At 67.8% G+C, this 24,758-nt stretch carries 20 protein-coding genes; 11 read left to right on the top strand and 9 right to left on the bottom strand.

The features are described from left to right. The first annotated feature begins 4 nt into the window (after window positions 1–4). From ACIG5A_RS08310 to ACIG5A_RS08300, 3 genes are read left to right on the top strand one after another with little or no spacing between them, the layout of a single operon-like run. Window positions 5–1,090 carry an S-(hydroxymethyl)mycothiol dehydrogenase gene (locus tag ACIG5A_RS08310; RefSeq protein WP_397239235.1) on the top strand — a complete coding sequence of 362 codons (1,086 nt, stop codon included), beginning with the start codon at window positions 5–7 and terminating at the stop codon, window positions 1,088–1,090. Continuing rightward, a complete protein-coding gene (locus tag ACIG5A_RS08305; RefSeq protein WP_397240575.1) occupies window positions 1,084–1,713 on the top strand; it encodes an MBL fold metallo-hydrolase in 630 nt (209 codons plus the stop codon). The genes ACIG5A_RS08310 and ACIG5A_RS08305 overlap by 7 nt, the downstream gene beginning before the upstream one ends. A 56-nt stretch (window positions 1,714–1,769) precedes the next feature. Next, on the top strand, window positions 1,770–3,242 hold the full coding sequence (locus ACIG5A_RS08300) for a HEAT repeat domain-containing protein (RefSeq protein WP_397239233.1): 1,473 nt from the start codon (window positions 1,770–1,772) through the stop codon (window positions 3,240–3,242). Between the two features lie 201 nt (window positions 3,243–3,443). On the opposite strand, the gene ACIG5A_RS08295 is transcribed toward ACIG5A_RS08300, so the two are convergent. Further along, window positions 3,444–4,301, bottom strand: coding sequence for an NAD-dependent protein deacetylase (locus ACIG5A_RS08295; RefSeq protein WP_397239231.1), 858 nt, complete (start codon window positions 4,299–4,301; stop codon window positions 3,444–3,446). 189 nt (window positions 4,302–4,490) lie between these two features. On the opposite strand from ACIG5A_RS08295, the gene ACIG5A_RS08290 reads away from it, so the two are divergent. After that, the gene (locus tag ACIG5A_RS08290) at window positions 4,491–5,717 is read left to right on the top strand and encodes a cytochrome P450 (RefSeq protein WP_397239229.1); all 1,227 of its coding nucleotides are present in this window, start codon (window positions 4,491–4,493) and stop codon (window positions 5,715–5,717) included. Here the strand turns inward: ACIG5A_RS08290 and ACIG5A_RS08285 are convergent. Beyond that, window positions 5,704–6,729: an AraC family transcriptional regulator gene (locus ACIG5A_RS08285; RefSeq protein ID WP_397239227.1), complete on the bottom strand. Its 1,026-nt coding sequence runs from the start codon at window positions 6,727–6,729 to the stop codon at window positions 5,704–5,706. The genes ACIG5A_RS08290 and ACIG5A_RS08285 overlap by 14 nt on opposite strands. 263 nt (window positions 6,730–6,992) lie before the next feature. Here ACIG5A_RS08285 and ACIG5A_RS08280 point away from each other — a divergent pair, with 263 nt between their 5' ends. Further along, the gene (locus ACIG5A_RS08280; protein ID WP_397239225.1) at window positions 6,993–7,508 is read left to right on the top strand and encodes a hypothetical protein; all 516 of its coding nucleotides are present in this window, start codon (window positions 6,993–6,995) and stop codon (window positions 7,506–7,508) included. Window positions 7,509–7,560: 52 nt separating this feature from the next. Here ACIG5A_RS08280 and ACIG5A_RS08275 read toward each other — a convergent pair whose 3' ends face one another. The 5 genes from ACIG5A_RS08275 to ACIG5A_RS08255 form a co-directional block, all read right to left on the bottom strand. Beyond that, window positions 7,561–9,549, bottom strand: a complete 1,989-nt coding sequence (locus tag ACIG5A_RS08275; protein WP_397239223.1) for a LuxR C-terminal-related transcriptional regulator — start codon at window positions 9,547–9,549, stop codon at window positions 7,561–7,563. Between the two features lie 201 nt (window positions 9,550–9,750). Beyond that, window positions 9,751–10,689, bottom strand: a complete 939-nt coding sequence (locus ACIG5A_RS08270; protein WP_397239221.1) for a hypothetical protein — start codon at window positions 10,687–10,689, stop codon at window positions 9,751–9,753. Between the two features lie 3 nt (window positions 10,690–10,692). Continuing rightward, window positions 10,693–11,742, bottom strand: a complete 1,050-nt coding sequence (locus ACIG5A_RS08265) for a 3-oxoacyl-ACP synthase III family protein (protein ID WP_397239219.1) — start codon at window positions 11,740–11,742, stop codon at window positions 10,693–10,695. Between the two features lie 91 nt (window positions 11,743–11,833). Beyond that, window positions 11,834–12,670: an SDR family oxidoreductase gene (locus ACIG5A_RS08260; protein ID WP_397239217.1), complete on the bottom strand. Its 837-nt coding sequence runs from the start codon at window positions 12,668–12,670 to the stop codon at window positions 11,834–11,836. A gap of 188 nt (window positions 12,671–12,858) precedes the next feature. Next, window positions 12,859–14,097 carry a PucR family transcriptional regulator gene (locus tag ACIG5A_RS08255; RefSeq protein WP_397239215.1) on the bottom strand — a complete coding sequence of 413 codons (1,239 nt, stop codon included), beginning with the start codon at window positions 14,095–14,097 and terminating at the stop codon, window positions 12,859–12,861. 264 nt (window positions 14,098–14,361) lie between these two features. Here ACIG5A_RS08255 and ACIG5A_RS08250 point away from each other — a divergent pair, with 264 nt between their 5' ends. The 5 genes from ACIG5A_RS08250 (at window position 14,362) to ACIG5A_RS08230 (ending at window position 19,754) form a co-directional block, all read left to right on the top strand. Continuing rightward, window positions 14,362–15,501: an esterase/lipase family protein gene (locus ACIG5A_RS08250; protein WP_397239213.1), complete on the top strand. Its 1,140-nt coding sequence runs from the start codon at window positions 14,362–14,364 to the stop codon at window positions 15,499–15,501. Between the two features lie 164 nt (window positions 15,502–15,665). Then, complete coding sequence (locus tag ACIG5A_RS08245) at window positions 15,666–16,997, top strand: lipase family protein (RefSeq protein ID WP_397239211.1); 1,332 nt, start codon at window positions 15,666–15,668, stop codon at window positions 16,995–16,997. Window positions 16,998–17,287: 290 nt separating this feature from the next. Then, on the top strand, window positions 17,288–18,319 hold the full coding sequence (locus ACIG5A_RS08240; protein ID WP_397239209.1) for an esterase/lipase family protein: 1,032 nt from the start codon (window positions 17,288–17,290) through the stop codon (window positions 18,317–18,319). Between the two features lie 48 nt (window positions 18,320–18,367). Next, window positions 18,368–19,090 carry a nitroreductase family protein gene (locus ACIG5A_RS08235; protein ID WP_397239207.1) on the top strand — a complete coding sequence of 241 codons (723 nt, stop codon included), beginning with the start codon at window positions 18,368–18,370 and terminating at the stop codon, window positions 19,088–19,090. Window positions 19,091–19,100: 10 nt separating this feature from the next. After that, window positions 19,101–19,754, top strand: coding sequence for a Uma2 family endonuclease (locus ACIG5A_RS08230; RefSeq protein ID WP_397239205.1), 654 nt, complete (start codon window positions 19,101–19,103; stop codon window positions 19,752–19,754). 96 nt (window positions 19,755–19,850) lie between these two features. On the opposite strand, the gene ACIG5A_RS08225 is transcribed toward ACIG5A_RS08230, so the two are convergent. Further along, a complete protein-coding gene (locus ACIG5A_RS08225; protein WP_397239203.1) occupies window positions 19,851–20,630 on the bottom strand; it encodes a hypothetical protein in 780 nt (259 codons plus the stop codon). 134 nt (window positions 20,631–20,764) lie between these two features. Between ACIG5A_RS08225 and pip the strand changes: the two genes are divergently transcribed. Then, window positions 20,765–21,745 (top strand): prolyl aminopeptidase, encoded by a 981-nt coding sequence (gene pip / locus ACIG5A_RS08220; RefSeq protein ID WP_397239201.1) that lies wholly within the window; start codon window positions 20,765–20,767, stop codon window positions 21,743–21,745. 160 nt (window positions 21,746–21,905) lie between these two features. Here the strand turns inward: pip and ACIG5A_RS08215 are convergent, their stop codons facing one another. Then, window positions 21,906–24,752 (bottom strand): hypothetical protein, encoded by a 2,847-nt coding sequence (locus ACIG5A_RS08215; protein ID WP_397239199.1) that lies wholly within the window; start codon window positions 24,750–24,752, stop codon window positions 21,906–21,908. Between the last annotated feature and the right edge of the window lie 6 nt (window positions 24,753–24,758).

Here is a 24,758-nt window from a genome sequence, read left to right as displayed (position 1 = left end):
ATTCGTGTCCGAAACCGTTCGCGGCGTCATCGCCCGCGGCAAAGGTGCGCCGGTTGAGCTCGTCGACGTCGTGATTCCGGATCCGGGCCCGCACGACGTGGTGGTCCGGGTGCAGGCGTGCGGTGTGTGCCACACCGACCTGCACTACCGCGAGGGCGGCATCAACGACGAGTTCCCGTTCCTGCTCGGGCACGAGGCGGCCGGGATCGTGGAGACCGTCGGCGACGCGGTGACCCACGTCGAGGCGGGCGATTTCGTCATCCTCAACTGGCGCGCGATCTGCGGCGAATGCCGTGCGTGTAAGCGCGGGCGCCCCTGGTACTGCTTCGACAGCAGCAACGCGAGCAAGAAGATGACGCTCACCGACGGCACCGAGTTGAGCCCGGCGCTCGGCATCGGCGCCTTCGCCGACAAGACGCTCGTGCACGAAAGGCAGTGCACCAAGGTCGATCCCGACTCCGATCCGGCCGTGGCAGGCCTGCTCGGCTGCGGTGTGATGGCCGGTATCGGCGCGGCGATGAACACCGGCAATGTCTCGCGCGGCGATTCGGTCGCGGTGATCGGCTGCGGCGGCGTCGGCGACGCCGCCATCGCGGGTGCGCGGCTCGCGGGCGCCAAGACGATCATCGCCATCGATCGCGACTCACGAAAGCTGGAGTGGGCCAAGGAGTTCGGCGCGACCCACACCGTCGACGCGAGCACCGAGGACGCGGTCGAGCGGATCCAGGAGTTCACCGACGGCTTCGGCGCCGACGTGGTGATCGACGCGGTCGGCCGTCCGGAGACCTGGAAGCAGGCCTTCTATGGCCGCGATCTCGCGGGCACCGTGGTGCTGGTCGGCGTGCCGACGCCGGAGATGACGCTGGAAATGCCGCTGATCGACCTGTTCTCCCGCGGCGGCGCACTGAAATCCTCGTGGTACGGCGACAGCCTGCCCGAGCGCGACTTCCCGATGCTGATCGACCTGTACCGCCAGGGCAGGCTGCCGCTGGAACGCTTCGTCTCCGAACGGATCACGCTGGACGAGGTGGAGAAGGCGTTCCACTCGATGCACGCGGGCGATGTGCTGCGCTCGGTGGTGGTCTGGTGACCACCCGCATCGAAAGGGTCGTCACCTCGGGCACTTTCTCGCTCGACGGCGGCACCTGGGATGTCGACAACAACGTCTGGCTGATCGGTGACGACAGCGAGGTACTCGTCGTCGACGCCGCGCACGACGCGGCCGCGATCGCCGATGCGGTCGGCGATCGGCACGTGGTCGCGGTGCTGTGCACGCACGGCCACAACGATCACGTCACCGTCGCACCGGATTTGAGCAAACTGCTGGACGCGCCGATCCTGCTGCATCAGGGCGACGAGCCGCTGTGGCGGATGACGCATCCGACCGCGGATTACCGCTCGGTGGCAGACACCAGGCGAATCACCGTGGCGGGCACCGATATCGACATCCTGCACACGCCGGGCCACTCCCCCGGTTCGGTCTCGCTGCACCTGCCCGAGCTGGCCGCCCTGTTCACCGGCGACACCCTGTTCCAGGGTGGCCCCGGCGCCACCGGCCGTTCGTTCTCCGATTTCGGCACCATCATCGACTCCATCCGCGACCGCCTGCTGACCCTCCCGGACGAGACGGTGGTGCACACCGGCCACGGCGACACCACAACCATCGGCGCCGAAAAGCCTTCGCTCGCCGACTGGATCGCGCGCGGACACTGACGACACATCGGCCATGACGCGCTCCGCATGCCCCCGCGTGGGGCATGCTGGGCGCCATGACTGTTGAGCGGGATCGAACGCGGACCTTCACGTTGATCGAGCTGGTCAATGCGGCGGGTACCTCGGCGCAGGAGCGGACGGCGGCGTTCGACGAGCTGGCGCGCACGGAGGACTACCGTGCCATCGAACCGTTGACCGCCATGGTGCTCGACACCAGCCTGTTCGATGCCGTGCGCGCGGAGGCCTCCGATGTGGTGGCCGGATTCGACGACGTCAGCTCCCCGGAGATCCGCCGAACCTGGTGGGCCAGTGGCGATCTGGTGCTGATGCGGCACGCGTTGCGGCTGATGGGCCGCGGCGAGGCCGACATCGTGGTCCCGGTGGCGGGCGACGACACCCATCCACTCCAGACCACCGCGCTCGCCGCGATGTTCTACGGATTCGACGAGCCCGAGTTCGTCCCGGTGATCATTCGCGCGCTGGGGCACCCGGAGCCCGCAGTGCGCGCCGCGGCGGCGGACACCCTACTGTGGGAGGAACCGGTGGCGGCCGAGGAGGCATTGCTCGCCGCCGCCTACGATCCCGCGATCGAGGTGGCCGTCGCGGCCGTCAATACGTTGCGGTACTACAAAAGCCGGCGCGTGCTGCGCGCCATGGCGGACCTATGCGACAGCGGCGACGAGCGGGTCCGCGAGGCCGCCGCCGATACCTTCGGCGAGCTACGCCTGCACTTCGAGGGCGCCGCCGAGGAATTCGATCCCGGATCGGTTGCGCTGCTTCGCGAGTGGATGCGCCCCGTCGGCGACCTCATCGAATGGCCGGAAGAGGTTTCGCCGCCGTATATCTCGTCCGCGTACATCTCGCCGCCGACCGCCGAACCGGCGTCGGCCATACCCGAGGACGAGCTGATCGCCGTCCTCGACGGTACCCATGCCGAGCTGCCGTACGGAATCGATTGGACGGCTTACGATCCCGATGCCAGGCGGCGACTGGTGCCACGGCTGGCCACCCACCCGGACCCGATCACTCGCGCTCGCGCCTGCGGGATCCTCGCGCAGTGGTCCGACACCGGTTGGCTCATGGAACTCACCCGTGATCGCAGCACCAGCGTCCGCAAGTCGGCCATGTACCACCTAGCGGCGGTGCCCGCGAATCCCGATGTCGCCGAATGCGCTCGGCGCTACCTCGCCGACGCGGAGGGCACCACAGCGGGCGAAGCACTGCGCACCTATCTCGCACACATGGACGCCGAACGAGCGGTACCGGCCCTGGTCGAGTTCGCACGCACCGATCCACGCGAGGTGATCCGGCGCGAGGCCATCACCTGCCTCGTGGAACGGCACGCGGACACGGAGATTCGAAACCTCACCGACTTGCTGGACGAGCCGCCGCGGGTGACCTGGGCCGTCCACTTCACCATCCTCGACGGCCTGCACACCCTCGACCTCCCCGCACCGCCGCTCGACCACCTGCGCACCGTCGACAATCTCGACCTCATCAGCAGCATTGCCCTGCTGACCGCGCGCTGACCCGAAATCTTGCCGCCGCAAATCGGCGACCGTCACGTCCTGCCCCCGAGAACAGGCCCCTGCCGACACCCGCTAGCCCCAGGTCATGCGCGGCGCCATCAGCAGCGCCTCTATTCGCCGAGCGCAGTCAAATGGCCCTGGGACACTCCGCACCAAGGGGCCATATGACTGCGCTCGGCCGAACCCGAACTCGCGGCGTCATCAAGCGACAACGAGGGTCTGCAGGCTGTCGGCCAACGCGGTGAGCGTGGCCGAGCAGCCGAGATCCATAGTGAGGGTGGACAATTCGTCGCCTCGCGTGTTGCCGCGGTTGACGATGACGACCGGCTTGGCCTGCTTGGCCGCGTGCCGGACGAAGCGCAGCCCGGACATGACGGTCAGCGACGAGCCTGCCACCAGCATGGCATCCGCGTTGTCGACGAGGTCGTAGGCCGCGCCGACGCGCTCCTTCGGCACGCTCTCCCCGAAGTACACGATGTCCGGCTTGAGCATCCCGCCGCAGCGCTCGCAGTCGACCATCCGGAAGCTCTCGGTATCGGTGACCACCGCGTCGGCGTCCGGCGCGACCTCGACACCATCGGTGAGGACACCGTCCGCGAATCCTGGATTCGCGGCCTCCAAACGCTCGGCCAGCGCCATCCGGGAGATGAGCGCGCCGCAGGCGAGGCAGCACACCCGCGCGTAGGTGCCGTGCAGATCGATCACCCGGCGACTGCCCGCCTTGGTGTGCAGCAGGTCGACATTCTGGGTGATCAAGCCGGTCACCACACCCATCCGCTCCAACCGGGCAAGCGCCCGATGTCCCGGATTCGGCCGTGACGCGTCCATCCGCCGCCAGCCGACGTGATTGCGCGCCCAGTACCGCTGCCGGAATGCCGCGTCGCCGACGAACTGCTGATAGGTCATCGGATTCCGCGGCGGCGAACTCGGCCCGCGATAGTCGGGAATGCCGCTGTCGGTCGACAGCCCGGCCCCGGTCAGCACGACAACCCGGCGACCGGTGAGCAGCTCGACCAGCCGGTCGAGTTCGCTGCCGCGCGATTCCCGCATCTCCGACATGCGATCCAGCTTACGACCGCATCCGGCGCGGTCGGCCGCACACCGTTCGACTCCCGCACACCGACTCACCGCGCCGGCATGCGTGCGTTTGTCACAAGATGTGCGGCGGGGGCACACGCTCCATTTCGGCGTGAGCGTGGTGGGTGGCGTGTTTGAATTGAGGTAGAACACGTTTCAGTGGAGGTCGGGATGGCCACTCCTTCGATACCCGCGGGGTTCGATTTCACCGATCCGGATCTGTGGGCGCGGCGACGGCCCGCGGCGGAGTTCGCCGAGTTGCGGCGGTGCGCGCCGATCTGGTGGAACGCACAGCCGAAGGGGGTGAGCGGATTCGACGACGGCGGATACTGGGTGGTCACCAAACTCGAAGACATCAAGGAGATTTCGCGGCATCCCGAGGTGTTCTCCTCCACCGAGAACTCGGCGATCATCCGGTATCAGCCGACGATCACCAGGGAGCAGCTGGATATGCAGCGGCTGATCATGCTGAATATGGATCCGCCGCTGCATACGAAGAATCGGCGGATCGTGTCGAAGGGGTTCACGCCGCGGGCGATCGAGGCGCTGCGCGCGGCGCTGACCGAGCGGGCCGCGGCCATCGTACGCGACGCGAAGCGCAGTGGCGGTGGCGATTTCGTCGAGCTGGTCGCCTCCGAGCTGCCACTGCAGGCCATCGCCGAACTGCTCGGTGTACCGCAGCAGGATCGCAAGAAGCTGTTCACCTGGTCGAATCGGATGATCGGCGCGGAGGATCCGGAGTTCGCGGCCGATTCGCAGACCGCGCTGCTCGAATTGAGCGGCTACGCATGGAATATGGCCGAGCAGCGGCGCGCGTGCCCGGCCGAGGACATCGTCACCAAGCTGGTGCACGCCGATATCGACGGCGAGCACCTGGGCTCGGATGAGTTCGCGTACTTCGTGATCCTGCTTTCGGTGGCGGGCAACGAAACAACCCGCAACTCGATCACGCACGGCATGAAGGCATTCGTCGACAACCCGGAGCAGTGGGAGCTGTACAAGGAGCAGCGCCCGCGCACGGCCCCCGACGAAATCGTGCGCTGGGCAACCCCGGTCAGCGTCTTCCAGCGCACCGCGACCCGCGACACCACCCTCGGTGGCGTCGACATCACGAAGGGCCAGCGGGTCGGAATGTTCTACAGCTCGGCCAATTTCGACGAGGACGCCTTCGACGACCCGTTCACCTTCGACGTGCTGCGCGACCCCAACCCGCACGTCGGCTTCGGCGGCGCGGGCACCCACTACTGCCTCGGCGCGAACCTGGCCCGCCTGGAGATCGACCTGATCTTCAACGCCATCGCGGACACCATGCCGCACATCACCCAGCTCGCCGAGCCGGAACACCTGCGCTCCGGCTGGATCAACGGCATCAAGCGCTGGGAGGTCAGCTTCGGCTGACGCTCGCCGCATGCCGGAAGTCCTGCGGCGGACGGCCGTGCCAGCGCCGGAACGCCCGGATGAACGAGGCCGCCTCCGTGTATCCGAGCCGGACCGCCACCTGCTCGGTGGTCATATCGGTATGGGTCAGCAGCTCCTCGGACAGCATCTGCCGCACCTCGTCGAGCAGTGCGCGAAACGACGTGCCCTCCTCGCCGAGCCGCCGCGACAGTGTGCGCGGACTCATGTACAGCTCGGCGGCGACCGCGACCTGATCCGGGATCTCACCGGGATTGCGCACGAGCAGATCGCGCACCGCCCCTGCCACACCGGTTCGCGCGCGCCGGCGGGCCAGCAGGTCACGGCACAGCTGTTCACAGGTGCCGCGCGCCCACTCGTTGGCCTGCGGTAGCGGCATGTCCAGGTAGACGCTGTCGAAGGTCACCGTATTGGCCGGCGCGCCGAAGATCGGCTCGACACCGTAGACCTCGACGTACCTGCTGGTGTCCCACGGTGCGGCATGCCGGAATTCGACCTGTCGCAACGGTATTCCGGCGGCGAAGAGTTCGACACCGATCGTCCGGATACCGGCCATGATCCGCTCGGTGAGGAAGGGGCGCAGATCACGCGGGATCTCCGAGTCGTCGAACCGCAGCCGCGCGTCCGCACCGCATTCCTCGAAGGTCAACTGGCCGAAGACGAACGCGAGGTCGAGGTAGCGCAGCGCCACGTCGACCACCTCGCGCACCGTGCGGCTGCTGAGCAGCGCCAGACCCCACGGCCCGTACATCGAGAGGTGATAGCGGCTGCCCGCGACGGCGCCGAGCCCCGGTTCATCGCCGAAGCGCTCGAGCAGGTTGCGCACCACCCGTAGCTCCTGGCGTGCGGTGGCCTCGGCGGCGGGATCGATCACCGCCTCGGGGAGCAGCGTGGTCCCGGCCAGGCATTCGGCGGCGGACATCCCCCGCTCCTCGGCCAATCGCATCAGCACGTGGATGCTGGAGGTGTTGCGGAGAAGGTCCCAGTCGAACATCTGCCTCGCATTCCTCGGGATATGCGCGCTCGCCATTCTGGCGAAATATATCAAGCCTCTAGGTCACACACGGCTGATTCGCATTGACTGAGCCCGTCACGATATGTGCAGTTCAGGCCACGAAATCACGCAATTCTCCAGGAGATGTGATCTGCGCCATCCGAACATATGCGGATCGGCTATCGCGCAGTAGCGTCGCTACATCGTGCGCACGGGCTCTACCGAATGGCCAACAGCCCCACTCCTATAGAGAGGTGTTAATCATGTCGTTCACCAAGAAAGCCGCCGCCGCGACCATGACCACCGCCGTCATCGCCACCCCGTTCTTCGTCGGCGCGACCGCCGAGGCGGATCCGGTCTCCGGATCCTGTAGCGGTGGCGTGGTCAACTTCGATACCTCGCCTATCGGCCTGATTTCCTCGCCCACCACCGCTCAGGTCAACGGCAACTTCGGTGGCTGCCAGGGCACCCCGGCACCGGGCGGCACGATCCGCGCCACCTTCACCGGCACCGGCAGCTGCCTCGACGTCAACGGTCAGGTCGATGGCACGGTCGCCTGGTCCGACGGCAAAGTCAGCACGGTGTCCGGCCCGTTCGACGTACCGGGCGGCGTCGGCGCACCGAAGACCAACACCCTCGCCATCACCAGCGGACCGGGTGCGGGCGGGCAACTGGTCGTCAACCAGGGCGCGGTCGACGGCGTACCGATGCTCGGGCCGTGCCTGGCCGGCGGGGCCCGCCAGGCTTCGCTGCCGATCAACAGCCTGACCTTCAGCTGAGCCACCGCCGAACACGGGGTGCCGGGCCGAGCGCCCGGCACCCCGTTCGCGTCTACCCGGTGGCCTGCACCGGAAAGACGATGCTCAGCTCGCTGCGCCTGGCCACCTCCAGCTTCCGGTAGACGCGGGTGAGGTGCTGTTCCACGGTGCTGACGGTGATGGCGAGTTCGTCCGCAATCTCGCGATTGCGTCGGCCGAGCGCGGCGAGCTCGGCCACCCGCAGTTCGGCGGGGCTCAGCGTGCCGACACCGGTCGGCGCCGGGCGCGGTACCAGCGTCGCCGGGCGCGGCCTGCCGTCGAGCAGATCGCCGAGCAGTAGTTCCGCGCCGCAGCCGTCGGCGAGCCGGACGGCCTCCCTGATCAATGTCCGCGCTTTGTCGTGATCGCCGACGGTGCGGTGCGCACGGCCCAATTCACCGAGCGCCGTGGCTAATTCGGCGTCGTCACCACAGGAACGGGCGATCGCCACGGAGTCGCGCAGCAGCCGCACCCGGTGATAGCGGTCGGCCGTCGCCGCGAGCAGCCGCAGCGACACACCACCGGTCCGATGCCGGTCGGCGCCGCCGAGTGCCCGCAGATGCCGCGTCGCGAAGACGCGCGCGTGCTGCTGTTCACCGAGTGCGAGGTAGGCCGAGGCGATGTCGTTGCGCCACGGCACCAGCCACGGCACGTCGAGCCGCCACCGGCGCATCAGATGGCCGCACCGGCGGAAGGTGCGCAGCGCCTCGTCGGCCCGGCCGACCGCGAGCTGGTGGTGGCCGCGGGCTTGTAGATAGGTCAGACCGAACCTGGACTCGAACAGTGCCGCGGGCACATCGCGTTGCAACTGCGCCGCGGCCTCGTCGTGCCTGCCCGCCACCGTCAGCGCGCGAACGAGCGCGGCGATCGGCGTGCCGATCCAGACGCCGAGGTGTTCGGCCGGAACATGATTCAGCGCCAGCATCGCATCGTTGGCCGCCACCCGCACGGCGCCCTTGTGCAGCATGGTCTCCGCGCGCAGCCCGGCGAAGATCGCCTGCCAGGTCGGCGCTCTGCGCGCGTCCGCCTCGGCGAGCAGTGCGTCGCACCAGGCCGCCGCGGTGTCCAGCCTGTCGGTGTAGATGAGGCAATTGACCGCTGCCGCAAGGGTTTCCACGGTGGTGGTGGCGAGCCGGTGACAGGTGAGCAGCCGCTGGGCGAGCGTGGCGATCTCCTCGGCCGAGCGCCCGGCGAACAGTCCACGCAGCAGTTCCGCGCCGAGCAGATGCGGGGATTGCTCATCGGCGGCCGGGCGCCCGATATCGGCGCCGCCGAGCCCGGGATGCCGCGCCACCAGCGGCGGATGCGAATACCGCAGCCAGGCGCACAGGAAGTCCAGCTCAGGTCGATCGCCGTCGGGACGATGCCGATCGACCTGTGCCAGTGCGTGCTCGACGTGCTGGCCCTGACCGTGCCAGAGCAGGAACATCACCGCGGACGGCAACAGCGCGCCGCCCACCCGTCCGGTGCGCACGGCCGACTTCACGCGCAGGAAGTTGCGCGTCCGGTGCGACGGCGTGATCCGCCATTCGACACCGACCAGCCGCACCGCGATCGCGGCACGCTCGGCCGGATCGCGATGCGCGCGATAGGCCAGTTCGAATCGTTCGACGGCCAGGTCGATCCGGTCGCTCGCCAGCGCGTGCTCGGCCGCGGCGAGCAGCACCCGTGCGGCCCACGGATAGTCGGGGGCCTCCGCGGCGACCAGCTGATCGGCCACCGCGTCCGCGGGAAAACCCTTGTCGTACAGCAATTCCGCGGCACGGCGGTGCAGTTCCTTGCGGACCGGCGCCGGAACATCGCGCAGGATCCGCTCGCCGGTCTCCCGGTCCGCGATGCGCGCCACCGCGCCGGATCCGCCGACATGACAGAGCACCGCCCGTACCGCGACCTCGTCGGCGGCGAGCAGCTCGGCGATCAGTCCCGCCGTGCTGACACCGCCGAGCACGGCCATGGCCTGCCCGATGCGTGAGTGTGCGAGGATCGACCACTGCTCGCCCTGTGGCGAGATCGCCCGGCGCATGCCCGAGCCCCCTTCGTCGATGAGATGTCCCGACTGGGGAAGGGCACCACCGAAAGAGCTCGGGTGCACTGAAGATGCGGCATCGTCGCAGCAGAGGCGGTCCGGCCGCCCCGTTGATCCAGCCGGTGCACACAAGCGTATGCGCACCGGCCGGATCCTGTCAGCGCACTGGGTAAACCCGTACGCCGATTCCCGGTGCTGTCAATACCTTTCGCTGGTCAGGCCGCTACGGCCCAGCAGTGTGAGCGCCGGTACCGGCGGGCGGTAGGCCAGGCAGGCGGCCGAGGCGTCGTCCGCCGCCAGGAACAGCACCGTCCGCGCGGTCGCGAGTATCCCGGTGGCCTGCGCGTGCAGGTACGCGTGCACCGGTGCGGCCGAGTACGGATCACCGGCAGCGGGGGCGACGCCGATCACCGATTCCGGTGTGAGACCCAGTGTTTCGGCGAGCCGGGCGCGGAAGCCGAGACCGGATGCCGGGGCAAGCACCACCGCTCGTCCCTCGGCGAAATCGTCGCCGTCGATGCCCGTGTCGGCCATGCAGGCACGGGCCGCGTCGGCGGCCAGCGCCAGCGGATCCTCCTCGCCCGGCGCGATCCGCATGGCCGAGCGGCCGTTGGCGCCGACGTCGCCGAGCGCCACCCAGGCGGAGGGATCGGCGTCGCCGCTGGTCTGGCTGGTATGCAGCCGGCCGAATCCGCCTGCCAGCGGCGTGCTTTCGAGCAGCAGCGCGGCGCCGCCCGGGGTGTAGGGGAATCCGGCCACCTGTCGCTGTTTCGACGGATGGATATCGCCCGCGACGAGCAGTGCGTACTCCACCTCCCCGGTGGCCAGGAAGCAGCCCGCGGTGGTGATGGCGTGCAGCAGACCGGTGGCGCCGTGCATCAGGTCGAAGGAGAAGGCGGGTACTCGGCCCGGCCGGTATTCCAGGCCGATGCCGATCCGCTTCTGGATCAGGGCCGACACCGCGGGCTCGGAGAGGTTGTCGTCACGGAAGACACCCGTGTTGATGAGCATGCCGACCTCGTCGGGCGAGACGCCCGCGCGTTCGAGGCAGGTGCGCGCGGCGCGCGCCGCGAGTTCGAAGTAGCTGCCGGTATCCGGGTCGCTGTTGGTCGCGGCCGCGACGATGCTGGTGGCCATGGCTCAGGCCTCCAGACGCGAGATGGTGGCGGCCAGATGCCCGGACACGATGCCGGATGCCTCCGGAATCATCAGAATCTTCGATCCCTTGGGGATCTTCTGTTGCGCGAGATATTCGTGCAGCACCACGAAATGCGAGGTCGACGCGGTATTTCCGTAGTCGTGCATGACATTCAGCGCCTGCGGCATCGGCGTGCCGAAGTGCTGTTCGGTCAGGTGGCTGATGTATTCGATGGCCGGTGCGCTGAACTGGTGATGGATCCAGTAGTCGTATTTCTCGCTCTCCCAGGTGCGGCCGGTCTCCTTCAGAAAGGTCGACATGCGGTCGATGGCCTGCTGGTAGCGGGCTTCGTTCTGCATCGCACGGTTGTCGGTGTACAGCGCGATACCGGTCGAGCGGTCGCTCGGCATGCCTAGGCAGTGTTCCGCGCCGTCGGCGGTGGTCATGAGCTCCACGTAGTGGATCTCGTCGTTGTCGTCGCCCTTGTCGTCGAGCACCACTGCCACCGCGGCATCACCCACGGTCAGCGCCGCGAACTGCGGATCGTAGGGCTGGCTGATCTCGCGCACCGCGGTCTCGGCGATCGGGGTGATCTGCTCACCGCTGACCACCAGCCCGTTGCGCACCACACCGGCCTTGATCAGGCGGTCGAGCACCAGAACTCCGGTCATCATGCCCGCGCACGCGTTGGACACGTCGAAGTGCCGCGCCGAGGTGGCGCCGATCGCGTTGCCGAGCATCAGCGCGAATGCCGGTGCGTAGCAGAAGATCTCCTTGCCGCGGGTGCGGGTGATCGAGGCGGAGATGATGATGTCCAATTCGTCTGCCGCGTAATCGGAATGTCGCAGGCAGTCGTCGATGGCGTTCAGCGCCAACTCGAACGAGGATTCGTAATGGTCGGGACGGGAGTCGTAGACCCGCCGATTCTTGATCCCGGTGATCCGCTCCAGATCCAGCGATCTGGGCACCTCCAGGCTCGCGATCAAATCCTCGGTGGAGCGGACGGTCTCCGGTGTGTACGAGCCGATCGACTCGAAACGCGTACGCTGCATTACCCCTGCTTTCTGCACCTCAGTCGGTGACAAACGAGTTGTGTCCGTTGCACTTTCGACACCGTTGTCGTGGACTGCCCAGCCGCTGCGCCTATTCGGTGAGTCCGACCATGGCCGCGCTCACCTCGCACAGCCGCTGCCCCAGCGCGTCGTCCTGTGCGCGACGCGACGGCACCTTGTTGCGGTTCTTCTGGAAGTACTCGCCGGTGACCTCGGCGACCTCGGGATCGGCCGCCAGGTAGGCGAGTGTGTATCCGCCCTCCGCGGCGGAAATCATGAACAGCCGCTTGGCGATCGACACCAGGGGCTGGCCGAACCACGGGATCGAATCCCAAATCCCGGTGTCCACCGCACCGGGATGGAAGGCGTTGACCGTCACCCGGGTGCCTGCCAACCGCTTGGCCAGCGCCTTGGCGTACAGGATGTTCGCCAGCTTGGACCGGCTGTACGCCTTCTCCCCCGTGTACCCCTGTGCGAAGCCGAGATCGTCGAAATCCAGGGTGGCGCCGAAGTGCAGCACCGACGAGGTGAACAGGATGCGCGCGGGCGCGCTCTGCACCAGGAGATCGGTGAGCAGTTCGGTGAGCAGGAACCCACCGAGGTGGTTGACGGCGAAGGTGGCCTCGATACCGTCCGCGGTCTCGGTGCGCTCCTTGTGGTAGCCGCCCGCGTTGTTGGCCAGCACATCCAGCCGGTCGTACTGCGCGAGCACCGATTTGGCCAGCTGCCTGATCGAGGACTGCGAGGAGAAGTCGCATTCGAGTGTGTCGACGCCGCCCGCACCCGCGGCCTCGACCAGTTCCGCTGTCCGCGCGAGCTTCTGCGGATTCCGCCCGACCAGCACGAGCCGATCGCCCCCGGCGGCTAGCTGCTGAGCGGCCTCGAGACCGATACCCGAGGTGGCTCCGGTGATCAGGATCGTCTTCATGCCCGACCACCCTGCCACAGGGCGCACGGGCGATCCGGGGTTGCCGATCACCCCGGCGAGCGGATCGAAACCTGTTGCAACGGAACAACATTTGGCAGCGATGCAGGTCAGAGGCGAGCCGCGGACACGACCCGCCGGTCGGGCGCCGCCCGGCGGCGGTCCCCGATAGGGGTTGATAGGGGTGCCCCTCAGACCGGCGCCGCCGAGCCGTTCGACGGCGGGTAGAGCCGGTGGATGGTCAGCGCCGCCGCGAGCAGGCGGGAGTCGGTGGGCACCGTGGGATCGATACCGGTGAGTTCGGCGATCCGGCGCAGCCGGTAGCTGAAAGTGTTCGGATGGACGTGGATTTCGGCCGCCGCGGCCTTGCGCTCGGAACCGTGCCGGAAGTGGGCGTCCAGCGCCTCCAGCAGATGCGGGCTCGGCAGGATCGGCGCGATCCGCTCCGACAGCCGGTCGCGGGCGGGTCCCGGCCTGGTCAGCTGGTATTCGAGCAGTAGGTCGTCGAGCCGGTAGACACCCGTCGGCCTGCCGAGCAGCCTGGCCAGTTCGGCGAGTTCGGCGGTATCGCGGGCGGCGGGTGGCACACCGTCGCGGGCTACCGCACGGCATTCGGCGATGAAGACCTCGGTGCCGAACTGCTCGGCCAGCTCCGTACCCAGCTGATCGTGCTGCTGCTCCGAATCGGAAACGCTGGGCAGCAACGCGATTCCGGTCGTGCCGTCGAAGGTGGTGAGCGCGGTGGTGCCGGTGAGATTGTCCAGCGCACGCTGCAATACCCGGATACGCCGCCGGGTAACGAGATTCGCGGCGGGGCCGGGCAGATCGGCGCGCGGGATATGGAACGCGAGCACCGTATAGCGCTCCGCGAGCGCGGTATCGGCCCTGGCCGCGAGCTCATCGGCGGGCTGGCCGTGCAGTAGTGCCGAGCACAGCTCGCGCCTTGCCTCCCGCTCGACGTTGTAGATCGACTGCTCGACCTCGGTGTAGGTCTCCACCACGGTGATGTTGATATGCATCAGCAGGTCGAGCAGGCGCTCGCCGACCACGACCAGTTCGGCCATCTCCGCGGGCGTCGCCAGCTCCGCGGCCTCGGCGAGCACCGACTGGGCCGAGCCGTGAATGGCCTCGATCAGCACGGCGAGCGGGAACCGATCCTCCGCGTGCCGCTCGACCACCGGCACCACGAACGCCGCGACCTCCGTCCTGGTGAACACCCGCTGCTCGCCGATAGCCTGAAGTACCGCGCGGCCGCAGGCATAGATGGCGGGCAGCACCTCGGCGGTGAAATGTCCCTCGGGCAATTCGGCCGCGGGCGGGGTGGAACCGAGTCCGGCGGCAAGCATGCGCTCGGCGATCTGCGGCCAGCGGGTCAGCAGGCGCGCGACGAGCGGAGCGCGCTCGGTCGGCGTGGATAGCGGGACGGACATGCGGCGATTGTTTCCAACGACAGGATTGGCGGCAACGTTTCGCGCCGACCGGGCAGAACTTTGGCTCGGGCGCCAACTTTCGCGCCGAGTTCTTCTCTCGACGGTGCAGTGACACCCGCGGCGGCCCGCTTCTAGATTTGGTCAGCGGCTCAGCTATGGCCGCGCTCACACCGACTATCTCAACGTGTTCCAGGTAACACCTTGTGGCGGTTGGTGATCGGCGCGAGCGAGCCGCTGTCCGACGGAGGTAACGGAATGTTCGCAATGAAGCAGCACATCAGGCGCGCCGCGCTGGGTGCGGCGGTGGTCGCCGGAATGACCATCGCCGCACTCCTGGATTCGGGTGCGGCGCAAGCCGATGCACCCATCGCGCCGACCGAACAGGCGCTCGCCGACTACATCAGCGCGGGGCTGAACCCCGCGGCGGACGGCAGGCGGCCGACGGCCGTCGTCGATTCCGGCAGCAGTTCGGGATCCTCGACGAGCCGCGCCTCCGATGTACTCGGCGAGGGGCCGGAGTTGTCGGCCTACCTGGCCGCATTCGGTTACGGCCTCACCCATCCCGATGCGGCGCCACCCGGCGCGAATCGCTGGAACTGCACACCGAGCGCCGAACATCCCCGTCCGGTCGTGCTACTGCACGGCACCTGGCTCAACGCCTACGACACCTTCGCCTTCCTCTCCCCGCGCCTCGCCCGCGCCGGATTCTGTGTGTTCGCCTTCAATTTCGGCCGCTCCGGCCTGCTCGAAGGCGGCGGGCTCGGCCCGATCCTGCCCGGGCGCTACGGCGTCGGGCAGATGGAGGATTCCGCGCGGCAGCTCGCCGCCTTCGTCGACCGCGTGCGGACGGCGACGGGCGCGGACACGGTCGACATCATCGGGCACTCCCAGGGCGGCACAGTGGCCGATCAGTACCTGAAATTCGAAGGGGGCGAGGGCAAGGTGCGCAAGCTGATCACCTTCGGCGCCACCCACCACGGCACCTCGCTGCTCGGTATCGCGTTGCTCGGCAGGCTGATCAACAATCTCGGCGTCGACATTCTCGGCTTCTACCAGCCGCTGATCGGCCCCGCCAATGTGCAGCAGGCCGTCGGCTCGGCGTTCTACGCGCGGCTGAACGCGTTGGGCGACACCGTGCCCGGCGTCGACTACACCGTCGTCGGTTCGTGGCACGACCAGGTCACGAACCCCTATGACTGGACCTTCCTGCAGCCGGGTCCCGGTGCGACGGTGGACAACATCACCTTGCAGGCGGGCTGCGAACAGGACATGTCGGATCACCTGACGATGATGTACTCGCCGCGCGCGGCATCCATCGCGCTGCACGCGCTCGATCCCGCGGCGTATCCGGGCCTGGAGTGCACGTTCAATCCGTGGATGGTCGGCGGCGGTGGCCACCTCTAGCAAGTCACTGCACGGGCGGGAGAATGTCCCGCCCGTGAATTGTCTTCGGTGACAGTTCTTTTCGTCGGCCGAGATTCGTAGTTTGAAGAGATATCGGGCATCCAGCGGCACCGGCGGCGCGGCGATGTCGCCAGACGTGCGTGCTGTCGAAAGGATGAACCCAGATGAATCCCGGAGTCGAAGCGGGTGTACTCGCCCCGGCGGAACCGACCCAGACCCACCGCGGCCCCGGATTGCCGCTGCCCGAACAGGATCCGTTCTACCGGACGCCGGAGGCGATCGATCGGCTACAACCCGGCGCGATCGTTCGCTCCCGCCGGGTCGAGCTGGCCTTGTTCGGGCGAGTGCCGCAACGGATTTCGGCATGGCAGCTGCTGTATCGCAGCTGCGACCTGCACGGCACGCCCGAGGTCGCGGTGACCACCGTGCTGCTGCCATGGGATGCCGATCCGACCGAGCCGCGGCCGCTCGTCTCCTTCCAGTGCGCGATCGATGCCATCGCGTCGAAATGCTTTCCCTCCTATGCGCTTCGGCGCGGCGCACGCGCGGCGGGCTCGATACCGCAGCTGGAACTGCCGCTCATCGCCAGCGCGCTGGCCCGCGGCTGGGCGGTGTCGGTGCCCGATCACGAGGGCATCGGCGGCCGGTTCGGCGCGGCGCGCGAACCTGGTTATCGCGCACTCGACGGGATCCGGGCCTGCCTCGGGTTCACCCCGCTCGGGTTGAACCCGGCGGCACCCATTGCGCTGTGGGGATATTCGGGCGGCGGCCTGGCCACCATGTGGGCGGCGGAGCTGGCCGCCGAGTACGCGCCGGAGCTCGACATCGTCGGCGCGGTCGCGGGATCGCCGGTCGGCGATCCGGCCGCGGCGTTCGTCCGATTGAACGGCGGATTCTTCGCCGGGTTCGCCGCCGTTTTCACGGCGGGACTGTGCCGCGCGTATCCCGAACTGGATCGGATGCTGCGCGAGCGACTCAGCGACGCCTATCTCGACATGCTCGCCGCGGCCGCGACGAGCGCGACGTTTCCGCTGCTGTACCGGTTCGCCCGCCGCGATATCGATAAGCACACCGCCGACGGCATCGCCGGACTGCTCGCCCATCCGGAGCTGCGGCGCGTGCTCGACGACATCCGCCCCGGCGGCCGCGCGCCCGCGATGCCGCTGCTGATCCTGCAGGGCGTGCCCGACGAGGTCATCGCGGTCGCCGATGTGGACGCGCACGTACAGCGCTACCTGACCGCAGGCGCGCGGGTGCATTATCTGCGTGACCGCACCGGCACCCATCTGCCGCTGCAATTCCTCGGACTGCCGGTGATGCTCGATTGGCTGTCCGACCGGTTCGGCGATCGCGTACTCGCGCCGAATTCGGTGCGCACGGTCTGGTCGGTCGCCTGCACCAGAAGCGGGCTGCGCGGGCATGCGCACTTCGCGCGGCTACTGCTGAGCATGCTGCTCGGCCTGCCCATCCGGCCGCGCGCCCAGCGCATGCCGTAGCGGCGGACGTCTTCGCAATGGATCGTGTTCGACATTGCCGAACTTCGAGAACAGCAGGTTAATGGCCGGTAAGTAAACCATCAGGGCCGCGTCGGCACCCGCGTGCCGACCGGCCGTACCCTGATCGATCATCCGCCGATTGCTGCCATGTGAAAGTAGTCATGGCAATTTTCTGGCGAATTGGGTTTAGCCTTTGCTCAGCTGGACGCTCGACCAAATTTCTAGTCGCTGCGGCAGTCACCACCAATTCACCTGTGCGCACAGCACACTCGTTCCAGAAAGCAGCGACAATGAGAAGTATCCTCCGTTCGCCGCGCGCCGCCGCGGCGATCATGGCGGCCGCGATTGTCGGTATCGGGTTGAACACCGCTGTGGCCGTTGGTGATCCGGGCCAGGCGCCGGAATCGCACTCCTCCGACACGGTCGGCTACGGGCCGGTGCTCACCGATGAGGCGGCCGCGTTCGCCTACGGTCTGGCCAATCCGGACGTCGCACCGCAGGGCGCCAACAACTGGGCGTGCAAACCGGATGCGGCGCACCCGCGCCCGGTCGTCCTCGTACACGGCACCTGGGCGAGCGCGTTCGGCGCGTACTCGTACATGTCGCCCCAGCTCGCGAAGGCGGGCTACTGCGTGTTCACCTTCAACTACGGCCGCGCCAACACACCCGGCGCGGGACTCGTGCAGCCGACCATCGGCGCCACCGGCTATATCGAGGATTCCGCGAAGCAGCTCGCGGTCTTCGTCGATCGGGTGCTCGGCGCCACCGGGGCCGGACAGGTCGACATGATCGGGCACTCACAGGGCGGTGTGGTGGCACGCCAGTTCCTGAAGTTCGACGGCGGTGCGAATCCGGACAATCCGGAAGCGAACAAGGTGAAGAAGCTGATCACCTACGGCGCCACCAACCACGGGACCACACTCAGCGGACTCGGCAGCCTGCTCGGCGTCTTCAAGAACACCCTCGGCGTCGACCTCGCCGCACCCACCGAAACCCTCATCGGGCACGCGGGCATTCAGCAGCTCATCGGCTCGCCGGTGCTCACCCGGCTGAACGAGGGCGGCGACACCATGCCCGGCGTGGACTACACCATCGTCGCCGACCGGTACGACGAGGTATCGAGCCCGTTCACCAGGACCTACCTGACCGCGGGTCCCGGCGCGACGGTCGACGACGTGCTGCTGCAGGACGGCTGCTCGCTCGACACCTCCGACCACAACTCGATGCTGTACTCACCGCGCGCGGTATCGCTGGCGCTGCGCGCGCTCGATCCGTCCGGCGGCCGGGCGCCGGTGTGCACGACCAACCCGTGGCTGCTGTGAAACGCCCTTTGTGAAACCCACTGCGGGAGCGGAACATACGCTGAGCCCATGACACACCCGTCGATGACTCAGCCGGTGCACGACCACCCCTTTGTGCCGTACCAGCCGCCCCGCCTCGACCAGGCCGACGGCATCGGGCGCGGCGAGAAGTTCCACGAATTCCTCGAAGCACGCCGCAGCGTGCGGTTCTTCTCGCCCGACCCGGTGCCACGGCGGATGATCGAAATCGCCGTGGCCGCCGCCAACACCGCACCCTCCGGCGCGCACCAGCAGCCGTGGAAGTTCATCGCCGTCGGCGATCCGGTCATCAAGCACCGGATCCGCGAGGCCGCCGAGCACGAGGAACGCATCAACTACGAGGGCGGACGCCTCCCCGAGGCGTGGCGCACCGCGCTCGCGCCGCTGGAAACCACCTCCGACAAGTCCTATCTCGACGTCGTCCCCTGGATCGTCGTCGTCTTCGCCGAGAAGAGCACGCCCCAGCCCGACGGCGCACTCCGCAAGAACTACTACGTCAACGAAAGCGTCGGCATAGCCTGCGGACTCTTCATCGCCGCACTGCACACCATGGGTCTATCCACCCTCACCCACACCCCCAACCCCATGGCCTTCCTCACCGAAATCCTGCAGCGCCCACCCACCGAACGCCCCTACATCCTCTTCCCCATCGGCTACCCGACCCCCACCTGCCAAGTCCCCGCCCTGACCCGCAAACCCCTCCCCGAAGCCCTCGAATTCTTCCCGTCGTCGACGGGTCGTGACTGCGGCTAGCATGACCGGTATGTCGATCCCGCACGCCGAGCGACCGGATCTCCCAGACGTCATGACCTGGGACGACCTCGAGCAGCTGCCCACGGAGATCGCGGGACAGATCGAGCTGTGGGAAGGTCGGGTGGTCTGGGTCCGGCGCGGTCCGGCCGAGCACCAGGACTACACAGTCGAATTCAGAAATGCCCTGCGGCGTTGCGCGCGGGACGACATGTCGAATCGCCCGGACCACTGCTGGCGGACGTCCATCGAAACGAACGTCTTCTTCGGCACCGCAGGAAAGTCCGATTTCGTCACGCCAGACTTCCTCGTCTACCGATGCCTCGAGCAGGAGTACCAGGACATCCGCGCCGCCGACGTCCACCTGGTCGGCGAGGTACTGTCGCCCTCCGACACCGAACGCGATATCGAGGCGAAGAAGGCCCGATACGCCAGCGCCGGAATCCCTTGGTACTGGGAGATCATCCTCGGCCGCAGCCCACGCCGCACCGCCAGCGTCCGCGCCTACGCCCTGGAAACCGGCCACGGACGCCTACCTGCAGGCGTCACACCGCTACACCCGGCGAACTACATCGCTGCAGGCGAGTGGACGCCAGCCAACCCCAACGGCATCGACTTCGATTTCCCGTACCCCCTCCACATCCCTTGGCAAGAACTGGACCTGTGACGAGCCGGCGACCGGATTTCGTCGGCCGCGACCAGCAAGATCGCGAGGTGTCCATCCCGCAGCAGGTGTCGACGTGCCGGTATGGCGTTGCCCAGCTCAGTTGAGGGGAAACAGCCCCGGCTCCTCGGACAGGTCGTCGAACCGGGCGAAACTGGGCGAATAGTCGCAGACATAGGTGATGCCCGGGATGCGGTCGTAGCGGTGACGCACCTGGCCCCAGACCACCGCCCACAACGTGCCATGCACTTGACCGGCGAAGAGGCTTCCGGCGACCGTGGTCAACAAGTTGGACGGGTCGCCCTGAGGGTAGAAGTTGTTTCGCCCCCACGAACCGTCACCGGTGTTGAGCCACAAGAGCTGCAACGGTCGGGTCAGGGGGTACGGGTCGTCCGGCTCGAGCACCTGTTCGGCACCGTCGGCGACGAAGCTGAACCACGCGCTGTGGTTGCCTGTGAATGGAGTGGTGTGGCCGGAAAAGCGCACGGTCGGAACCACTACCGAGTCCAGGCTGGGCGGTCCGACCACACCGGCGGGCACGATGCACGACGGCGCGTAGGACGGCGGCATCTCGGCGAGCGGACCCTCTCCGTGGAATGTGTGCACCGGCGTGCGCACGTCACCATTGACCACCGCGAGGAGTTGATCGACCACCCCCAACACTTCCGGCGAGGTACTGGCAATGGAGGCACGTAGGTCGGTGTGGACCACGTCGAACCCGTCGACTTGCGGCTGCGCCTGCGCCACCACCGAACTCAACACTGCGGTCACGAATCCGGCAACGGCCGCGGCGAAGCTCCGGCTCCTCATGATCGCATTTCCGATACGCGCCACCCCGGGCACCGAGCCGCGAACATCCATACGGGTCGAATCGGCCATAACTACAAGGCTATTGCGCTGACACCGGGGCCGGGGCGTGTCAAACCCCCGGGTGATTCCCCGCGAATCCGCCTGGGGATGTCGGCATCGCTGGGGATCCGCGCCCGCCTCGCTCGGATGGCAGAATCCCAGCGATGTCCTCCCCGAATTTTGCTGCCGCACAACCATTCCCGAACATCGAACCGTACGGGCACGGCTTGCTCGACGTCGGCGACGAACAGCGGATCTACTGGGAAACCAGCGGCAACCCGCTGGGTATACCCGCACTGGTGGTGCACGGCGGTCCGGGTAATGGTGGACGGCGGGGAGCGCGGTCGTTGTTCGATCCGGCTGTGTATCGCATCGTGCTGTTCGACCAGCGGGGATGTGGCGAGAGTCTGCCGCACGCCGCTGATCCACGAGTTGGTTTGCAACACAACACAACCGAGCATCTGATCGCTGACATGGAGCGCCTTCGGGAGCATCTGGGCGTCGACCGCTGGCTGCTGTACGGCGGGTCATGGGGATCGACGCTGATCCTCGCCTACGCCGAGCGGTATCCCCAGCGGGTGAGCCGAATCGTGCTGGTCGGCGTCACCACTACCACGCCCGCCGAGCTCGACTGGCTCTACCGGGGCGTGGGTCTCCTACTCCCGGATGCCTGGGAGGCGTTCCGCGACCATGTGCCCGCCGCCGAACGTGACGGTGACCTCGTCGGCGGGTACCGGCGGCTGGTCAACGATCCCGACCACGACGTGCGTGACGAGGCGGTTCGTGCGTGGTGCGCTTGGGAGGATGCCGTGATTGCCCATGAAGCCCGAGGCAATCCAGGTCAATACGGCAAGAAACCCGCGCTCGCCATGACGGCTTTCGTCCGCATCTGCACCCACTATTTCGCACACCACGCCTGGCTCGAAGACAACCAACTGCTGCGCGACGCACACCAACTCGCCGACATCCCCGCCACCCTCATCCACGGCCGACTCGACCTCGCCGGACCACTACGCGCTGCCTGGGACCTGGCCCGCGCATGGCCGGCGGCGGAACTGCACATCATCGATGAATCCGGACACACCGGAAGCCCTGCCATGCGGGAGGCCATCCTCACCGCACTGAACGGCTACGACAGAACCTGACCGAGCGTGCCCCGGCCGCTCCTGGTTCCAGTGGCCACGGCAAGCGGCCCGGCTCGTTTCGCCGAGCGCAGTCGAATGGCCGTGCGACACGCCGGAATTGAGGGCCATATGACTGCGCTCGCAGGAGTTCGGTTGGTTCGGGTGCGTTGTAGTCTCGGTGCTAGTGGTGAGGTAGGCCGGATCTTATGGTGGCGCGGCGCCAAAGGGCGGGCCAGCCAGCGGGGGTGAGCCAGCTGGTGGGGGCCAGGGCGCCGGTTTTTGTGGTTCGGGTTGCGAATTTGGTAGGGGTGGCGCCGAGTTCGGTGGCGGTGGGCCAGGCCCGGTGCCAGGGGCCGTTGGGGTCGGAGAGGGTGGTGGCGGGGAAGCCTGGGACGGTGTCTTCGCCGGGGGTGGTGATGGCGGTGGTGGGGATCGAACCGTCGGCGGTGCAGGTGATCGCGAGGATCAAGGGGCAGAGGAGGTCGGGGGTCGGGTCGCGGCGGATCGCTTGGGTGAGGACGGGGTGGTCGGTGCGGGCGAGGGTGAGGATCGCGGTGCGCAGGCGGGCTCCGATGAGATCCATCGAGCGGGCTGTTGCGAGGGTGGGATCTTTCACCAAGGCGCGCAGGGACTTCGAGGGCAGTGGGGCATCGTCGGACAACCGGTGCAGTCGTGGGTAGCGGGCGAGCGATGCGGAGTCGAGTGCGGCGACCGCCGCCGTGAGTGGGCGGGCGGCAGTCGCCGACCAGAGCTCGGGCAGGGTGATCGCCCCTGTGGCCAAGGCGTCGGCGCAGGTGGTGGCAAGACGGTCGGCGCTCATTCGGCGCAGGGCGGTCAGTGTTTTCGGATCGGGTGTGGCGTGGCCCGCGAGGGCGGCGAACACCGTTAGGGCTTCGGCGGTTTCGCTGAGCGTGCGCTCGGCCTCCCGGCGAAGAGCAGGTGCGATGTCGCGCACCGGATTCGACGCGGAGCGGCGGCGGGTGCTGGGTAGTGGTGGTTCGATATTCGCCACGTCGAGCTCGGGTTCCGATGGTTTCAGGTGCCATACCCAGCGGTGAAGTGCCTGGCGCAGATCGGGATCCGGATCGTCGTTGAAGCGGGTGCGCGCCTCGGCGAGCCGCCAGCCGGTTTCCATCGTTCGCAGTTCGGCGTTGACCAGGATGGTGCCCGCGGCATCGCGCAGCGCTATCAACACACTGCGACCCGCACTCGCCTCGACCTGATACCTCGGCCCCGCAATGCAATTGCCCATGTAGTCGGACCAGTCGGCCAGCAAGCTCGCGCCGCGTGCGACCTGTATCCGCGCCGTGGTGTCGGGCAGTATCTGTCCATCCTCGGCGAGAATCTCGTCGGGCACGTCGAATTCGCTTGTCAGCGCCTGTGCCGCCGCACCGCTCTTCATCAGCCCCGCACAGAGCTGCCCCCAGTCGCGGCATCGCACAGGCACCGTGGCGCCGAGCGAAATCAGTTGGGCGGCACCCGCCATCGCCAACGGAAGCGAGTCGAGACGGGGCGTCATCGGCTCCGGCTTCGGCCGCTCAGGGTCGATGTCGAAGTAGGCGTAGTAGGATTCGTGGCCTGCGGCGGCACGATGCCCACGGATCTGCGCGAGCGCATCGGCGAGTTCGCCGTACCACATCAGATCGGCTGCCTTCTCGGTCGCGGCGGGATCCTCCGCGAGCCGTGCGGCGAGGGACGGCGCCCCCTCCCACACCATTTGGTGCCAGTTCCATGCCGTGGGCGGCCGAATATCGGTGTACCCGACCGCAGCTCGCCAGGTGTGCAGGTCCGCCAGATCCCAATTGTCGGCCAGACCTCTTACGTAGACCAGACTTCTGTGTTCGATGCTCCCGTGCAGCATGGTGTGACACGCCTCAAAGACGACGGTGCCGTACGCGAGCGCGGTGGCGAGCCGCTTGCGGACGAGTATCTCGAACCCGGCGTCGAGCGGTCGATAACGCAGCCAGGCGTCCAGTTCGCGGACGGCGCACACCGGCCGGGCGGCAAGCGGGCTCACCTCGGGTGCCTTGCGCTGGGCACGCCTGGCGTCGGCACCGCTCACCAACGCCGATGCGGCGGCGAACTGTCCGGCGACCCTGGTCATCCCTTCGACAGCACCGTATTTGTTGACCGCGAGCGCGGCGCGCAGCAGCACGGTCGCCGCGATGGCGTCCTGCAGCAACTTCGTGAGACAGTGCGACCAGAAGTTCTCCCAGGTCGGTACGAAACGGGCGGCGCTGGCGATGGTGGGTGGCTGGCGAATCCAGTCGTGCACCAACTGGATTGCCAGATCGTCGTCGAAGCGCCGGTAGCGCTCACGCAGTCCGGGCAGCAGGCTCTGGTCCTGTCGCGCGATCAACCGTGCACGATCATGCGCGGCGCTCCGCACCGCGCACACCTGCTCCCACAGATCGATGAGCAGCACCGATCGTCTTTGCCGCGACTGTGGTTCGAATACCCGGCGCAGGTTCTCGGCGAGTGCCGAGGGCGCACCCACCGGGTTCATGTCGATGTCATCGGGCGTCCGCAGCGCCAGCACCTTCTCCAACTGCTCAGGGCCGAGTATGTCGGCCGCCGCCGAAGCCAGGTGCACGGCACCCCACTGCCCCGCGTCGATCGCGGACTCTGCCGCAGCCCCAACGGGTTTCGTCGCACCGAGACCGAACAGCGCCACCAGAGTCGCCGTGCGTTCACCCAGCCGGTGCGCACCGTCGAGCCCGAGCACTCGCAACGCCGCGAACACCGCGTCTCGCCGATCCCCGGTGGCGCCTAGCAGCCGCGCGGAGACGAACCCGTCGCCCAGGTCCACACCCGCACCGGCGACGACCACGCCGCCCGCCTTGATCAGCTGAGCCAACTGCTCGCGTGCGACGGCGACGCGATCGGCGGCAGCATCTTCCGGTCCGAGCACGATGGCAGCGCCTTCGGACAGATCATGAGCCCGCGGATCCACCGGCGCACCGGTGTCGGCCAGCCACGCCTTTCGGTCGCGCTCCGCGATAACCCCCCAGGCCAGCCTTATCGTCAAAGTCGA

This window comes from Nocardia sp. NPDC052566, from assembly GCF_044547285.1.
Taxonomy (GTDB): domain Bacteria; phylum Actinomycetota; class Actinomycetes; order Mycobacteriales; family Mycobacteriaceae; genus Nocardia.
Note: the sequence above shows the minus strand (reverse complement) of the source record. Positions and strands in the feature narration are given on the sequence as shown.

What these genes read in the sequence shown, in the direction of transcription:
- ACIG5A_RS08300 (WP_397239233.1), top strand. Translation starts at nt 1,770, where the DNA reads ATGACTGTTGAGCGGGATCGAACGCGGACCTTCACGTTGATCGAGCTG.
- ACIG5A_RS08295 (WP_397239231.1), bottom strand. Translation starts at nt 4,301, where the DNA reads ATGTCGGAGATGCGGGAATCGCGCGGCAGCGAACTCGACCGGCTGGTC.
- ACIG5A_RS08290 (WP_397239229.1), top strand. Translation starts at nt 4,491, where the DNA reads ATGGCCACTCCTTCGATACCCGCGGGGTTCGATTTCACCGATCCGGAT.
- ACIG5A_RS08285 (WP_397239227.1), bottom strand. Translation starts at nt 6,729, where the DNA reads ATGTTCGACTGGGACCTTCTCCGCAACACCTCCAGCATCCACGTGCTG.
- ACIG5A_RS08280 (WP_397239225.1), top strand. Translation starts at nt 6,993, where the DNA reads ATGTCGTTCACCAAGAAAGCCGCCGCCGCGACCATGACCACCGCCGTC.
- ACIG5A_RS08275 (WP_397239223.1), bottom strand. Translation starts at nt 9,549, where the DNA reads ATGCGCCGGGCGATCTCGCCACAGGGCGAGCAGTGGTCGATCCTCGCA.
- ACIG5A_RS08270 (WP_397239221.1), bottom strand. Translation starts at nt 10,689, where the DNA reads ATGGCCACCAGCATCGTCGCGGCCGCGACCAACAGCGACCCGGATACC.
- ACIG5A_RS08265 (WP_397239219.1), bottom strand. Translation starts at nt 11,742, where the DNA reads ATGCAGCGTACGCGTTTCGAGTCGATCGGCTCGTACACACCGGAGACC.
- ACIG5A_RS08260 (WP_397239217.1), bottom strand. Translation starts at nt 12,670, where the DNA reads ATGAAGACGATCCTGATCACCGGAGCCACCTCGGGTATCGGTCTCGAG.
- ACIG5A_RS08255 (WP_397239215.1), bottom strand. Translation starts at nt 14,097, where the DNA reads ATGTCCGTCCCGCTATCCACGCCGACCGAGCGCGCTCCGCTCGTCGCG.
- ACIG5A_RS08250 (WP_397239213.1), top strand. Translation starts at nt 14,362, where the DNA reads ATGAAGCAGCACATCAGGCGCGCCGCGCTGGGTGCGGCGGTGGTCGCC.
- ACIG5A_RS08245 (WP_397239211.1), top strand. Translation starts at nt 15,666, where the DNA reads ATGAATCCCGGAGTCGAAGCGGGTGTACTCGCCCCGGCGGAACCGACC.
- ACIG5A_RS08240 (WP_397239209.1), top strand. Translation starts at nt 17,288, where the DNA reads ATGAGAAGTATCCTCCGTTCGCCGCGCGCCGCCGCGGCGATCATGGCG.
- ACIG5A_RS08235 (WP_397239207.1), top strand. Translation starts at nt 18,368, where the DNA reads ATGACACACCCGTCGATGACTCAGCCGGTGCACGACCACCCCTTTGTG.
- ACIG5A_RS08230 (WP_397239205.1), top strand. Translation starts at nt 19,101, where the DNA reads ATGTCGATCCCGCACGCCGAGCGACCGGATCTCCCAGACGTCATGACC.
- ACIG5A_RS08225 (WP_397239203.1), bottom strand. Translation starts at nt 20,630, where the DNA reads ATGGCCGATTCGACCCGTATGGATGTTCGCGGCTCGGTGCCCGGGGTG.
- pip (WP_397239201.1), top strand. Translation starts at nt 20,765, where the DNA reads ATGTCCTCCCCGAATTTTGCTGCCGCACAACCATTCCCGAACATCGAA.